This window comes from Anaerotignum lactatifermentans (assembly GCF_014982935.1).
Lineage (GTDB): Bacteria > Bacillota > Clostridia > Lachnospirales > Anaerotignaceae > Anaerotignum > Anaerotignum lactatifermentans.
Map to the genome: position 1 here is coordinate 1 of NZ_JADCKK010000013.1, position 14110 is coordinate 14110.

The following is a 14110-nucleotide window of genomic DNA, read 5'->3' on the forward strand; positions in this document are numbered from 1 at the left end:
CATCGTTTCTACCACCAGTTGCTTGAATTCTGGTGTATATCGTTTATTTGGTACTCCTTTTGGCATAAAAATCACCCCACTTGTTATTCAGTATATCATACTGTCTAACAAATGGGGTGCAGTTCATCCTGTGGGAAGCGGGGTCTTTTTATGCTACAATAAAGAAAAGGGCAAAAGGGGGCGCAGATATGCGGGACGAAACGTGGATAGAAGCAGGAAAACGAATGATACTCCGGCAATTTTACATCAGAGAATCTATGCGCATTTTCCTCATGTTTGTCATGTGCATGGTGGTCAGTATCCTGTGGGCTGTGAGTACGGGACAAATGGTGGTTTTTCTCATAGCCATCGGGATTACAGCCCTTGTGATTCTGCGGATGGTGACCATTGGCAGCAGAGAATTTCGCAATGCTTTTGCGGACTTATATCCCCCTAGACAAGAGCAGATCATCATGGATTATTTGCAGCCCCATACCATTTATCGGCTCTTTGGGGGCGAAGTCCATATGCTTTCTGATGCCATGATTTGTCGGAGCGGTGCGAAATTGCTGCTCATACTGCCGGAGGAGGTGGATGTGATCAAGACCATGAAATATAGCGGAGAAAGCGCTTTTGTCCGCGGTGTTTGGATCACAACAGATACCATGAAAAAATATCGGCTGGAATTTATGTCAGGACAGCAGCAAAATATTAAACATATCGTCATGTGGTTGAAGCACAAAAAGCCGGAGATCACATGGCAGAGAAATTCCTGATAAAAAAGAAAGCTGAAATCTTTGGAAAAGGATTTCAGCTTTTTGTTGTATTTTTTTATTCTTGATGTTGGGAAAGAAAGCTTTCTAAAGACTTTTGAAATGCCGCGTCCTGCTCCGGTGTGCGTTTTTTGATGTGACCGCCGCGGCTTTTTTTCTGGCGGCGCATTTCCCGGGAAATATGACGCTCAAAGAGCATACGGTCAATGGTGTCGTTGCCATAGAAAAAGCCATTGGGATGAAGCACCGCGGCACCTTTTGTAAGAAACAGGGTGGCAAGACCATAGTCGGATGTGACGCACAAATCTTGTTTCTGCGCCAGATTTGCCAGCACCAGATCGGCACTGTCTGCGCCTTTGTCCACGGTTTTGACGGTGACAAAAGGTTCCTCATAGAAAAGCTGGTGGGCAACATCGCAGACCATTAGCACTTCTTTTTCATATTTCTTTGCAGCCCTGACAATGATTTCTTTCACAGGGCATGCGTCTGCGTCAACAAGGATTTTCATTTTTCTGCTCCTTTCTGGGGAGGTATCAGTTTACGCCGGAAATAGAGCACATCATCCATGGGATTTTCGTAATAGGCAGAAATTTCTTCAAACCCATTTCTGCGGTACAGGCGGATGGCGCTTTCCATAGGCAAAAGGGTATCCAGAACCATTTCTTCGTATCCGTCTGCTGCTGCCAGATTTACGATTTCTGTCAGCAAAGCCTGTCCTATGCCGTCTTTGCGATAAGCAGGCAATACATACAGCCGCTTCATTTCACAGCGAACAGCAGAATGACGGCAATAAGCTACGCAGCCCACAACGTTGCCATGATCCGCAATAGCTGCCAGAAGCCTGCCTGCGGGAAAACCATATTTTTTCTGAAGGTCTGCCAGTTCTGCGCTGAGATTTTGAAAAGATAAATCCCGCCCCAGACTGTCAGTATATGCTACAATCAAACTTTTGACTTCTGCCAAATATGTAAAACCATCTGTAATTTTCATGGGAACAACTCCTTTGAAAAAGATTTTTCTCTATTATATGATAGAGGCGGTTTTTTCACAAGAGATGGAATGGGACTTTACGAATGGAGGGAAGATAAGTATAATGAGTACGTCAAAGGACTTTTGGCAGAAAGGAACATGCTTATGAAAAAAGAACAATTGATCTGTCGGGGCTGCGGGAACGGATGCTTTCTGGAAGCAGTCCATGATGGAGATACATTGATAGAATTGGCAGGAAATAGTTGTGACGGCGGACGACGCTATGCGACAGAACAACTTTTGCGAAACTACTTGCAAACTGTTTTGCCTACGGTTGACGGCAGAGAAGTGCAGATTGTTTCCAGAGAGAAAGTATCCCAGCCCATCCGTCTGCGCTGTCTGAAGGCGCTGGAAGGTATTGTGCTGGAAACGCCTGTCATTAAAGGTGAAATGGTGCTTTGCGATGCGGCAGATACGGGCGTAGATATCATAGCGGCGGAGAATTTGTTTTAAGGGGTGAGAAACGTGATACGGTTTTATGGAGAAAAACCATATAGAGCGGCGGTGATCCATGGCGGTCCCGGGGATATTGGTGGTATGCGTCCTGTTGCGGAGCGGCTAGGTAAGACTTTTGGCGTTATGGAGCCTATACAGTCACAATACACGACCATTGCATTGGTCATGGAACTGCGGCGGCAGCTGGGGCTTCATATCAAAGAACCCATCACCCTTATCGGACATTCCTGGGGCGCGTGGCTGTCTTTGCTGGTGGCATCCTGCTATCCTTTTCTTGTTGAACGGGTGGTGCTGGTAGGCTGTCCGCCATTGGAGGAGATCTACGCAGGGCACATCCATGAGCGGCGGATGAAACGCCTTTCTAAAGAAGAACAGGAGCGTTTTATCTGGTATATGAAACATATGGCTGCCATCACTGCGGAGGGATGGGAAGACCTGCGACAATTGATGATTAAGGCAGACCATTATGCCCAGAAACCAAATGCGTCTTCCTATGCGCAAATGGATGGGAAAATGTATGAGCGTGTTTGGACAGAAGCCATAGAAATGCGGCGCAACGGTAATTTGATGCGGTATATCCAGTCTGTTGCCTGTCCCATACATATCATCCATGGGGATTATGACCCCCATCCTTTAGAGGGTATCATCAATCCTCTGGACAGTTTGTGTATTCCTTATCGTTTGCAGATATTGCAAAAATGCGGACATGCGCCTTTTGACGAAATATTTGCGGAAGAACGGTTTTATCAGATTCTGGAGCAGATTTTACGCAGTTAAAGAAAAAACGGAAATCTCCTTTAGAGACTTCTTCATCAGAATACAAAGAAAGCTGAAATCCTTATAGTACAGAGGATTTCAGCTTTTTTTGTATTTACTCAGTTTTAATTTGAACTGTTTTCTTCTAAAGACATCCGTTCTTTTTATGGAAAAATCAGAAGCCCATGTCTTCGCCTACCAGAATCACTTTGATTCTCTTAGCGGGGCGGCAAAGGCGGGTGATGAGGATTTCGTTGCAGATACATTCTTCGGAAGTGCAGTTGTGGCATCTGCCTGTGGTTGCGCAGGGAGTTTTGCCCATGAAACGCATGCTGTTGACAGGTGCAGCATAACCGCGGATACGTTTTACAGCAGCATCCACATCCTTGGCAACTTTATTCATGCCGCAAATAACGATGACGTTTTTGGGACCGAAGCAGATGGCAGCAACACGGTTGCCTGTGCCATCGATGTTGACCATGATACCATCTTCAGAAATAGCGTTTGTGCTGGTCAGATAGTAATCTACCAACAGACCTTTCCGATGCAGTTCAGCCACTTCTGCGGGGTTTTTGCCCAGATCGCGGTCGATGACTTCATAATCACCTTCATGGAGGGCTTTTGTCAGACCCATTTCACGAATGGTTGTGGAACCGCCCCAGGATACGGAACTTTTTTCGGGAATCAGAGATACTGCTTTTTCCAGTGCTTCTGCCGCTGTGGGACAGTAATATGCTTCAAAGTGACGTTTTTCCAGATTTTCAACTAATGTTTTGCCTAATAATTCATTGCGTAATTCCTTTGGTGTAGCCATGGAACAAGACTCCTTTCCAGATGTAAATTCTTTTGTAAACAACTTTATTTTAGCACAAAGCGGAAAACAGGCATAGCTTTTTTTATTTTTTTCCAAAAGTCATCTGTTTTTCTTGCAAAAGCGGAAGGTGCTGGTTTATCATAGAGATACTGAGGTTTTGAAATAAGGAGAAGAAGTATGGCTAAATATATCGAAAGCGCGCAGAATCGGCTGGTGAAACGGCTTCACGGCTTGAAACTGCGTAAAAATAGAGAAAAAGAACAGGTTTTTGTGGCAGAAGGCATCCGCTTTGTGGGAGAGATTCCAAAGGATTGGCCTGTGGAATGTTATGTGGTGTCTGCCTCTTATGCGGCGGAATACGACATCACGGAACTGGAGAAACGGGCGGAAGTATATGTTTTGACAGATCACCTCTTTGTGGATGTGGCAGAAACGGAAAATCCCCAGGGGATTATGACCATCTGCGGCAGAAAAGAGTATGATCTTGCGGAAATGTTGGAAAAGAAAAACGCCTTTTTCCTTATGGCAGAAGAAATGAACGACCCCGGCAATCTGGGGACGGTCATCCGTACAGCAGACGCCTGTGCGGTGGATGCCATTTTTCTTTCCAAAGGCAGTGTAGACCTGTATAATCCCAAAACACTGCGGGCAACTATGGGTTCTGTGTTCCACATTCCCGTATTCCAGAATGTTTCTCTGGATGAAATGGCGACGGAACTGCGGGAACAGGGGATTCCCCTTTATGCGGCACATTTGCAGGGCAGACAGTATCCTTATAGTCTGAATCTGCGCCGTGCCTGCGCCTTCCTCATTGGCAATGAAGCCAGAGGTCTGTCGGAAGAAGCGGCAGCCCTTTGTGATAGCTATGTGAAAATTCCCATGCCGGGGCAGGCAGAATCCTTGAATGCGTCAGTGGCAGCGGCGGTGCTTCTATATGAAGTGGTGCGCCAGCGGCTTATTCCAAGACAGAATTAAAAAGAACAGGGAAGTACAAAATCTTATGAGATGGATTTTGTGCCTCCCTGTTTTTATTTTACAATATGCGGTTATTGATCTTCAACTTTCCGCCTTCGTAGGCTTTTTCTTCGCTGCCTGCGAATGTGGAGCGTTTTACAGTGTCTTTTCCGTATTTCATACGGATTAAATCCATGGCGGCATCGGCTTTTTTCTGTTTACTCCAGTCTGGTTCCAGCAGAGAAAGCTGCACACAACCTTCATCACATAATTTGCCTGCGCGAATGCCTAAGAGCCGCAGGGGTTCGCCTTTCCAAGCATGGTCGAAAACTTCTATGGCAGTTTCATAAACGGCGTTGGTGCAGTCGATGGCGTTGAGCAGCTGTTTTTGATGGGAATAGACCTGAAAATCCGATGTTTTCAGTGTGACAGCGATTTCCTGGGCACAAAGTTGGCTGCCTCGCAGACGAAGGGCAACGGTTTCGGAAAGAGCTAGAAGGATTTTGTGGGCAGTTTCCCGGTCTGTCACGTCATAGGCGACGGTAGTGCTGTTGCCGATGCTTTTCATTTCATGTACCTCTGTGGCTGCCGCTACAGGGCTGTCGTCCATACCGTTGGCAAAAGCGTGCAAGGTCATGCCAAAACTCTTAAATTCCCGTACCAGCAGGTCTGTGGGATATTTTGCCAAATCGCCAATGGTGCGGATACCCATTTTTCGCAGTTTTGGCGCTGTGCGTCTGCCGACCATGAACAGCTCAGAAACAGGCAGGGACCATAACTTTTTCTCCAGCTCATCGGGAAAGAGGGTAATGATCTTATTGGGTTTTTCCAGTTCTCCTGCCATCTTTGCCAATAGCTTATTGCAACTGATGCCGATATTTACTGTAAAGCCAAGTTCCGTAAAGATGCGCTGCTGGATGGTTTTGGCTGCTTCCAGCGGTGGTCCAAAGAGGGCTTCCATGCCTGTATATTCCAGAAAGCCTTCGTCAATGCTAAATTGCTCGATGCGGTCAGAATATTCACCCAAAAGTTGAAACATTTTTTCTGAGGAACGGGAATATAATGGAAAATCAGGAGGGATACAGACAAGCTCTGGGCATTTCTGCAATGCCATGCCTGTGGGTTCCCCAGTCTGGATGCCATATTTTTTGGCAGGAGTGCTTTTGGCAAGGATGATGCCCCGACGACTTTGTCCGTCACCTGCTACGGCAGAAGGGATTTCCCGCAGGTCAACGGTTTCGCCATCTTTGAGCCGCTGGACGGCAGACCAGCTCAAAAAAGCACTGTTGACGTCAATATGAAATATGATTCTGCTCATGGGGAACACCTCCTTCCCCGCCTCCTAATAAGAAAACATGAGCAAGTCCAGTAAAATCAATGTTTTCAGAGGCAAGGAACACGATGTGAAGTCAAAAATTTAATACTGGCAGGACAAAGGGTGCTGATATGAAATGTCAGCACCCTTTTCCTGTCCCAAACGCCATAGGTAACACAAACCTGTGGCGTTTTTTTATGCCCTGCTGGGGGCACCCAAAACTGTATGAAAACGGGTGGGAAACCCCCTGTTTTTTCGCCTGTGGGCGGCGCAAACGAAGCCGCCCATATTCTTTCCCTCATGGGAGGCCGGACGGTGATACAGGGGCGCAAAACCACCGAAACGAACACTTTTCAAAACCAACGGAAGGAGGTATCCAACATGGCGGTATTCCGCATTGAGAAAACCCGCGACTACACGGTGATGTCCAACCATCACCTGCGGGACAAGTCGCTTTCGCTGAAAGCGAAGGGCCTTCTCTCCCTCATGCTCTCCCTGCCGGAGGAATGGGACTATACCACCAAGGGGCTGGCTCGGATCTGCAAAGATGGCGTTGACAGCATCTGCGCCGGAGTGCGGGAGCTGGAGGAACACGGCTATGTGATCCGCCAGCGGGTCCGCAACGCAAACGGTCAGCTCGGCGCCATCGAGTACACGATCCTGGAGCAGCCCAGACCGCCGGAACCTAAACCGGGAAAACCTGAACGGGAAAATCCAGTCTTGGATAATCCTGAACAGGCTTCCCCTGTCTTGGGAGAACCTGAACAGGAAAACCCCGCACAATTAAATACTAAAGAATCAAGTAAAGATAAATCAAAAAAAGATTTATCAAGTACGGAAGGATCAAATCCTATCCTATCAAGCCCCCAAACCCCCAGGGGCTCGGATAGGGCCGGACGGGATTGGATGCGGGAGCGAGAGAGCTATCGGGAATTGATTTTGGAGAACATCGAGTATGACATCCTCATACAGAATGAGCGCCTGGACCGTGACCGGCTGGATGAACTTGTGGAGCTCATGGTGGACACGGTTTGCTCCCATCGGGAGATGATCCGCATTGCCGGGGACGACTATCCGGCGGAGGTGGTCAAATCCCGGTTCCTGAAGCTGAACAGTTCCCATATCGAGTATGTGCTGGACCGTATGCGGGAGAACACCACCTATGTCCGTAACATCAAGAAATATCTGCTGGCTGCCCTGTATAACGCTCCGGCCACCATCGACAGCTACTACACTTCCCTGGTGAGCCACGATATGTACGGCAGTGGAGAACGGAGGTGATGTGAGTGCAGGAAGAAATCACGCAGAGGACGGTATCCCTCTCGGTGGAGGCCGGCAAGATGACGGCGGACCTGCTCCAAAAGGCCGTGAAAAAGGTGCTGGAGGAGATGCAGAAGAAGCCCTCCCAGCGCACCCTCCACCAAGGGAAACAGACCCTGCACCAGCTCAAACAGCATGGGGCCTCCCTGACCAACATCGAGATCACGGAGCAGAACATCAAGGCGTTTTCGGCGGTGGCGAAGAAGTATGACATCGACTATGCCCTGAAGAAGGACCCCACCACCGACCCACCGCACTACTATGTGTTCTTCAAGGCGAAGGACAAGGACCAGCTTCAGCCGGCCTTCAAAGAGTTCACCGCCATGACCCTGAACCGGGAGAAGCGCCCCACCATCCGGGAGCGGCTGGCCCAGGCCCAGGAACAGACCAAGGCCAAACACCGGGAACGGGAGAAGGTCAAGACCAAGGACCGGGAGGTGGCGCGATGACCGACAAGGTGAAAAAGCTGGTGCTGCTCAACCTCCCGTATCTCATCTTCGTGTATCTCTTTGACAAGCTCTGCCAGGGGGTGCGGCTTTCCCCTGGGGCGGCCGCCTCGGAGAAGCTGCTCCACATCGGGCAGGGCTTTTCGGCGGCCTTTGCCAGCCTGGCGCCCAGCTTCCATCTGCTGGACCTGTGCGTGGGCGCCGCCGGCGCGGTGCTGATCCGGCTGGCGGTCTACTCCAAGGGCAAGAACGCGAAGAAATACCGCCGGGGGATCGAGTACGGGAGCGCCCGCTGGGGCACCCCGGCCGACATCGCCCCCTATGTGGACCCGGACTTTTCCCAGAATGTCCTTCTCACCCAGACGGAGCGGATCACCATGTCGAGCCGCCCGAAAGAGCCCAAGTACGCAAGAAATAAAAATATCCTGGTCATCGGCGGTTCCGGCTCAGGCAAAACGCGGTTTTTCGTCAAGCCCAACCTGCTCCAGTGCCATTCCTCCTATGTGGTCACGGACCCCAAGGGCACCATCCTGAACGAGGTGGGCGCTCTGCTGGACCGCAAGGGATACCGCATTAAAAGCCTGAACCTCATCAACTTCAAGAAGTCCATGCGGTACAACCCTCTGGCGTACATCCGCAGCGAGAAGGATATTTTGAAGCTGGTGAACGCCTTGATCCTTAACACCAAGGGAGAGGGCGAAAAGAGTTCCGAGGATTTTTGGGTCAGTGCGACTCGTTCGCAGGCGGTAAAAAGTCTGCGCACGGGCAACGGTTTTCCGCTGTTCGGAGAACTGATAGTTTGATAGGTGGAATGACGGGGTAACGCCCTGAAACGCCTACCCTTGATGGGCGTGCATTAGCTGTAATGGCTTTTGTACGAAGCCCCATGACAAAGGCTGAGAGTAACCGTAACCACTGCCAAAAGTGGTCGAAAGCGGTCTGGCGGCAGACTGTGTTACCTATAGGCCGAGGGTCTATAAGATACCTATGGTTAGAATGTTCGCTTTGGCGGGCGGACTGACGAACCTGCGAATGTACAGGTCTAAAAGAAGACCACGCAGAAATGCGTGGGTGTGTTAAAGCGCAGTCGGTGTGGTTCAGTAGAAATTTGCCCTACGAACGACCATGCTGTGTTACAGGCACAGGCAAGCCGACAGGTCTATAGCAGGAACCTAAGGGTATGTATGTACAGATAGAACTATCGGAACGAGGAAAGGCAGCAGATTCCGCAAGGAATAATCTGACGAAGAACAATAAGCAGACGAACTGCTGCTGAAAAGCAGTGGTCGAACCTATGATGTGCTTGCGTTATGTGAGCTACGGAGGAATGGCCACAAGTCGGTTGAGATAAACAGGCATTATTCAATCCAACATAAGGATTCGAGTAAGACCAAAAGGGTCACTTTCGTAAAAGGAGGTGATGCCTTATGCCAAAGAAAAGCAAAAATCTATGTGTAGACGATTTACGGCACGCCGAGTATTACGGTATGCAGCCAGTTTTTGACGAACTCTATCGCCGAAGTCTGGACGGAGACAACTTTACCGACCTTATGGATATAATCCTAAGCCGGGATAACATTCTTCTGGCATATCGGAACATCAAAGCAAACGGAGGAAGCTACACAGCAGGAACAGACAACAGAAACATCAGTGACATCGGGTGTTTACCGCCCGAAACAGTTGTGGAGAAAGTGAGGTTTATTGTCACAGGAAGTCAGCACGGATACCGACCAAAACCGGTCAGGCGTAAAGACATTCCGAAGCCAAACGGCAAGACCCGCCCGTTGGGTATTCCTTGTATCTGGGACAGGCTGGTACAGCAATGTATCAAGCAGGTCATGGAGCCTATCTGCGAAGCGAAATTCAGCGACAATAGCTACGGCTTTCGCCCGAACCGCTCCGTAGAACACGCCATGCAGAGAACCTATACCATGCTCCAGCGAATGAATCTGCATTATGTGATTGAGTTTGATATAAAGGGCTTTTTCGATAATGTAAATCACAGTAAGCTGGTGCGGCAGATATGGGCTTTGGGAATACACGACAAACAGTTGATTTTTATTATCAAGCGGATTCTGAAAGCACCGATTAGAATGCCAGACGGCACTACCCTCATTCCAGACAAAGGCACACCGCAAGGTGGTATCATTTCACCGCTACTTGCGAATATCGTGCTGAATGAACTGGATAACTGGGTAGAGAGCCAATGGCAGAACCACCCTCTTGTAAAGGAATACGGGTATGAGAGGAAAATCAGAAACTCGATTACTTTTGACCGGAGTAAGGCATTTCTCAAAATGAGGAAAACGGGACTGAAAGAAATGTACATCGTGAGATATGCAGATGATTTCAGAATCTTCTGTCGGAATAAAGAGGACGCTTTGAGAACAAAAGAAGCTGTAACAGCGTGGATAACTGAGAGGCTAAGGCTTGAAGTATCGCCAGAGAAAACAAGGATAGTCAATGTCAGAAAACGCTATTCAGAGTTTCTCGGATTCAAGATACGGGTCAGACCAAAAAGCGGTAGGTACGCTGTGCAATCTCATATCTGTGACAAAAAGTTGGAACTGGAAAGGCAAAAGCTGGTGGAACAAGCGAAGCGGATTGCCAGACCGTCCAAAGGAAAAAGACCTTTAGACGAGATAAGGCTGTTCAATTCAATGGTTCTGGGAATACAGAATTATTTCCAGCTCGCTACCTGTATCAGTATTGATTGCAGAAAAATCCACAGGCAGGTCATGACAGTTTTAACCAACCGGCTCAATACAGAAACCGGGTGCAAACTTGTTCGAGAAGGCGGTGCAATGACCGAGAGCGAAAAGGAGCGGTTCGGTAAGTCGGCAATGGTGCGGTATGTATCAGGAATCGACCAACCTATCTACCCTATCGCATATATCAAGAACAAGATACCGATGGCAAAGAAAACAGCGGTATGCAGTTATACGGCCGACGGACGGACATTGATACACACAAACCTAAGCCTGAACTCATTTGTTCTGGCGGGTTTGAGAAATCAACCGTCTATGGGTCGAAGCACAGAACTCACAGACAGCAGGATTTCATTATTCTCTGCTCAACGTGGAAAATGTGCGCTAAGTGGAGAACTCTTTGAAAATGCGGCTGACATTGTATGCTGGCTGAAAACTCCGGCAGAATTTGGCGGCAGGGAACGCTATCAAAACATGATTTTGTTCCACAGGAGATTCCTTCCGCTTCTGCAAAGACGCCCGATGAATGAGCTGAAAGCGATAGCTGATGCTCTCAAAACAACAAAGGAACTGATGTTAAAAGTGAACAGTCTGCGTGAGCGGGCTGGTTTGTCCGCAATAGAATAATAGTATTTCATTTGGAGATTGATTAAATGCTTGTGAAAACAATCGATGGAACGCCGGATGCGGTGAAAGTCGCACGTCCGGTGTGAAGTGGGGGAAAATCCGGCGATAACTTCAAAGGATTACCTATCACTATAAGCCGAGCGCCTGTACTATTCTGCCCTCATCGGGTACATCTGGTACGAGGCGGAGCCGGAGGAGCGCAACTTCATCACCCTGCTGGACCTCATCAACGCCAGCGAGGCGCGGGAGGACGACGAGGAGTTCCAGTCCCCCGTGGACCTGCTGTTCGCCAAGCTGGAGAAGGAGCACCCGGACCACTTCGCCGTGAAGCAGTACCGCAAATTCAAAATGGCCGCGGGCAAAACTTTGAAGTCGATTCTGATTTCCTGCGGCGCCCGCCTTTCTCCCTTTGACATCGCGGAGCTGCGGGACCTCATGGCGGAGGACGAGCTGGAGCTGGATACCCTGGGCGACCGCAAATCGGCGCTGTTCGTCATCCTCTCGGATACGGACAGCACTTTCAATTTTGTGGCGGCGCTCATGTACTCTCAGCTTTTCAATCTGTTGTGCGACAAGGCGGACGACTTCTACGGCGGCCGCCTGCCGGTCCATGTGCGGTGTCTGCTGGATGAGTTTGCGAATATCGGGCAAATCCCGAACTTCGACAAGCTGATCGCCACTATCCGAAGCCGGGAAATCTCGGCTTCTATTATTTTGCAGAGCCAAAGCCAGTTAAAGACCATCTACAAGGACGCGGCGGATACCATCGTGGGTAACTGCGACAGCACCTTGTTTTTGGGAGGCAAGGAGAAATCCACCCTGAAAGAAATTTCGGAGCTGCTGGGCAAGGAGACCATCGACAGCTTCAATCAATCCGAAAACCGGGGCAGCCAGGTTTCTCACGGCCTCACCTATCAGAAATTGGGAAAGGAGTTGATGACCCAGGACGAATTGGCAGTAATGGACGGAGGCAAGTGTATCTTCATGCTGCGGGGCGTGCGCCCGTTCCTCTCGGACAAGTACGACCTGACGAAGCACCCGAACTACAAATACACCGCCGACGCCGACAAGAAGTACCTCTTTGATATGGAACGGTACATGAAACGCAAACCGGCCATCGTGAAGCCGGATGAGCCTTTCGAGATGTACGAATTGACAGCAACGGACCTTCAATAACAATTCTACAAACGAAAGGAACTATGATTTATGGATTTTTTCACTAACGCTATCGACGTATTGCAGACCTTGGTGATCGCCCTGGGCGGCGGCTTGTGCGTGTGGGGCGGCATCAACCTTTTGGAGGGTTACGGCCAGGACAACCCGGCGTCCAAAAGCCAGGGCATCAAACAACTGATGGCGGGCGGCGGTGTCGCCCTCATCGGCATTACCCTGATCCCGCTGCTGTCCGGTCTGCTCTCCGCCTGATGACTCCCCATAACACCCGCGGGAGGCCCCGGCACACGGGGCCTCCCGGAAAGGAGGTGATCCCCGTTGATCTTTGACGCGATACAGGAGTGGTTCCAGGAACTGCTCATCGACGGTATCATTTCAAACCTGACCGGGATGTTTGATACCCTGAATACCAAGGTGGGTGAGATCGCCGGGGAGGTGGGCATGACGCCCTCTGCGTGGAACAGCGGCATTTTCAACATGGTCCGCAATCTCTCGGAGACCGTGATCGTCCCCATCGCCGGCATCGTCCTCACCTTTGTCATGTGCTATGAGCTGATCCAGCTCATCGTAGAAAAGAACAACCTCCACGACTTCGACACCTGGATCTTCTTCAAATGGATCTTCAAGACCTTCTGCGCGGTGCTCATCGTCACCAACACCTGGAACATCGTCATGGCGGTGTTCGATGTGGCGCAGAACGTGGTCAGCCAGAGCGCCGGCGTCATCATCTCGGACGCGGGCATCGACATATCCGGCGTGACCGCCGACCTGGAGACCCAGCTCGCGGACTGGAGCATCGGCGCCCTGCTGGGGCTGTGGTTCCAGAGCATCTTCGTGGGGCTGTGTACGCAGATCCTCTCCATCTGCATCTTCCTGGTGATCTATGGCAGGATGATCGAGGTGTATTTGGTGACCTCGATAGGTCCCATCCCCTTTGCCACGATGGTGAACCGGGAATGGGGCAACACGGGGCAGAACTATCTCCGCTCCCTGCTGGCCCTGGGCTTCCAGGCGTTCCTCATTATGATCTGCGTGGGCATCTACGCGGTGCTGGTGGAGGGCATCTCCCTGAGCGGCGACAACATTTCCGGCGCCATCTGGGGGTGCATGGGGTACACGGTGCTCCTGTGCTTCACCCTCTTTAAGACCGGCAGCCTCGCAAAGTCCCTGTTCGGGGCGCATTAGGGGGAGGCCGGTATGGAGAAGAAATACAATGTCATCTACGCAGACCCGCCCTGGTCCTACAAGGTATGGAGCAAAAAGGGCGCCGGCCGGAGCGCGGAAAGCCATTATCCCACCATGAGCATAGAGGCCATCAAGGCGCTGCCTGTGTCCCGGCTTGCGGCCAGGGACTGCGCCCTGTTCCTCTGGATTACCTTCCCCATGCTCCGGGAGGGCTGGAGCGTTATGGACGCCTGGGGCTTCACCTTCAAGACGGTGGCCTTCGTATGGGTGAAGCAGTGCCGCAAATCGGACAACATCTTCACCGGGATGGGATACTGGACCCGCGCCAATGCGGAAATCTGTCTGCTGGCGACCCGCGGGCACCCGAAACGGGCGGCCAGGGATGTCAAGCAGGTCATCCTCTCCCATGTTGAGGAGCACAGCAAAAAGCCGGATGAGGCGCGGCGCCGGATTGAGGCCCTGATGGGGGACATCCCCCGGATCGAGCTGTTCGCCCGGCAGGCGACCCCCGGCTGGGATGTATGGGGAAATGAAGTAGCAAGCGACATCCAGCTTGCGGAAAGGAGCTGATTTTA

14 protein-coding genes and 2 pseudogenes are annotated in these 14110 nt (G+C 50.5%); 12 read left to right on the forward strand and 4 right to left on the reverse strand.

All coding sequences use genetic code 11. The features are described from left to right. The first annotated feature begins 188 nt into the window (after positions 1–188). Complete coding sequence (locus INF29_RS04910; RefSeq protein ID WP_193484992.1) at positions 189–755, forward strand: hypothetical protein; 567 nt, start codon at positions 189–191, stop codon at positions 753–755. 55 nt (positions 756–810) lie between these two features. On the opposite strand, the gene INF29_RS04915 is transcribed toward INF29_RS04910, so the two are convergent. Then, positions 811–1260: a YaiI/YqxD family protein gene (locus tag INF29_RS04915; RefSeq protein ID WP_193484994.1), complete on the reverse strand. Its 450-nt coding sequence runs from the start codon at positions 1258–1260 to the stop codon at positions 811–813. Continuing rightward, complete coding sequence (locus tag INF29_RS04920; protein WP_193484996.1) at positions 1257–1742, reverse strand: GNAT family N-acetyltransferase; 486 nt, start codon at positions 1740–1742, stop codon at positions 1257–1259. The genes INF29_RS04915 and INF29_RS04920 overlap by 4 nt, the downstream gene beginning before the upstream one ends. Before the next feature lie 144 nt (positions 1743–1886). Between INF29_RS04920 and INF29_RS04925 the strand changes: the two genes are divergently transcribed. Together INF29_RS04925 and INF29_RS04930 are read left to right on the forward strand one after the other, a co-directional pair. Further along, complete coding sequence (locus INF29_RS04925; protein ID WP_193484998.1) at positions 1887–2234, forward strand: DUF1667 domain-containing protein; 348 nt, start codon at positions 1887–1889, stop codon at positions 2232–2234. Between the two features lie 12 nt (positions 2235–2246). Beyond that, a complete protein-coding gene (locus INF29_RS04930) occupies positions 2247–3014 on the forward strand; it encodes an alpha/beta fold hydrolase (RefSeq protein WP_193485001.1) in 768 nt (255 codons plus the stop codon). 154 nt (positions 3015–3168) lie between these two features. Here the strand turns inward: INF29_RS04930 and INF29_RS04935 are convergent, their stop codons facing one another. After that, the gene (locus INF29_RS04935; RefSeq protein ID WP_087990021.1) at positions 3169–3807 is read right to left on the reverse strand and encodes a lactate utilization protein; all 639 of its coding nucleotides are present in this window, start codon (positions 3805–3807) and stop codon (positions 3169–3171) included. A gap of 177 nt (positions 3808–3984) precedes the next feature. Between INF29_RS04935 and INF29_RS04940 the strand changes: the two genes are divergently transcribed. Beyond that, a complete protein-coding gene (locus INF29_RS04940) occupies positions 3985–4782 on the forward strand; it encodes a TrmH family RNA methyltransferase (RefSeq protein ID WP_193485004.1) in 798 nt (265 codons plus the stop codon). A 58-nt stretch (positions 4783–4840) separates the two neighbouring features. Here INF29_RS04940 and INF29_RS04945 read toward each other — a convergent pair whose 3' ends face one another. Further along, the gene (locus INF29_RS04945) at positions 4841–6079 is read right to left on the reverse strand and encodes a DNA polymerase Y family protein (protein ID WP_193485005.1); all 1239 of its coding nucleotides are present in this window, start codon (positions 6077–6079) and stop codon (positions 4841–4843) included. 378 nt (positions 6080–6457) lie between these two features. Here INF29_RS04945 and INF29_RS04950 point away from each other — a divergent pair, with 378 nt between their 5' ends. From INF29_RS04950 to INF29_RS04985, 8 genes and pseudogenes are all read left to right on the forward strand, one after another. Further along, positions 6458–7357: a DUF6017 domain-containing protein gene (locus tag INF29_RS04950; RefSeq protein WP_118552134.1), complete on the forward strand. Its 900-nt coding sequence runs from the start codon at positions 6458–6460 to the stop codon at positions 7355–7357. Positions 7358–7362: 5 nt separating this feature from the next. Beyond that, positions 7363–7845 carry a PcfB family protein gene (locus tag INF29_RS04955; RefSeq protein ID WP_193485008.1) on the forward strand — a complete coding sequence of 161 codons (483 nt, stop codon included), beginning with the start codon at positions 7363–7365 and terminating at the stop codon, positions 7843–7845. Beyond that, positions 7842–8579, forward strand: a pseudogene (locus tag INF29_RS04960) (type IV secretory system conjugative DNA transfer family protein); the annotation flags it as partial. The gene INF29_RS04955 and the pseudogene INF29_RS04960, both read left to right, overlap by 4 nt. A gap of 690 nt (positions 8580–9269) precedes the next feature. Continuing rightward, positions 9270–11177: a group II intron reverse transcriptase/maturase gene (gene ltrA / locus INF29_RS04965; RefSeq protein WP_193485012.1), complete on the forward strand. Its 1908-nt coding sequence runs from the start codon at positions 9270–9272 to the stop codon at positions 11175–11177. Positions 11178–11312: 135 nt separating this feature from the next. Further along, positions 11313–12353, forward strand: a pseudogene (locus INF29_RS04970) (VirD4-like conjugal transfer protein, CD1115 family); the annotation flags it as partial. 30 nt (positions 12354–12383) lie between these two features. Continuing rightward, positions 12384–12602 (forward strand): Maff2 family mobile element protein, encoded by a 219-nt coding sequence (locus INF29_RS04975; RefSeq protein WP_153917335.1) that lies wholly within the window; start codon positions 12384–12386, stop codon positions 12600–12602. A 66-nt stretch (positions 12603–12668) separates the two neighbouring features. Beyond that, positions 12669–13535 carry a VirB6/TrbL-like conjugal transfer protein, CD1112 family gene (locus INF29_RS04980; protein ID WP_021661448.1) on the forward strand — a complete coding sequence of 289 codons (867 nt, stop codon included), beginning with the start codon at positions 12669–12671 and terminating at the stop codon, positions 13533–13535. Positions 13536–13547: 12 nt separating this feature from the next. Then, the gene (locus INF29_RS04985; RefSeq protein WP_193485014.1) at positions 13548–14105 is read left to right on the forward strand and encodes an MT-A70 family methyltransferase; all 558 of its coding nucleotides are present in this window, start codon (positions 13548–13550) and stop codon (positions 14103–14105) included. The last annotated feature ends 5 nt before the right edge of the window (positions 14106–14110 follow it).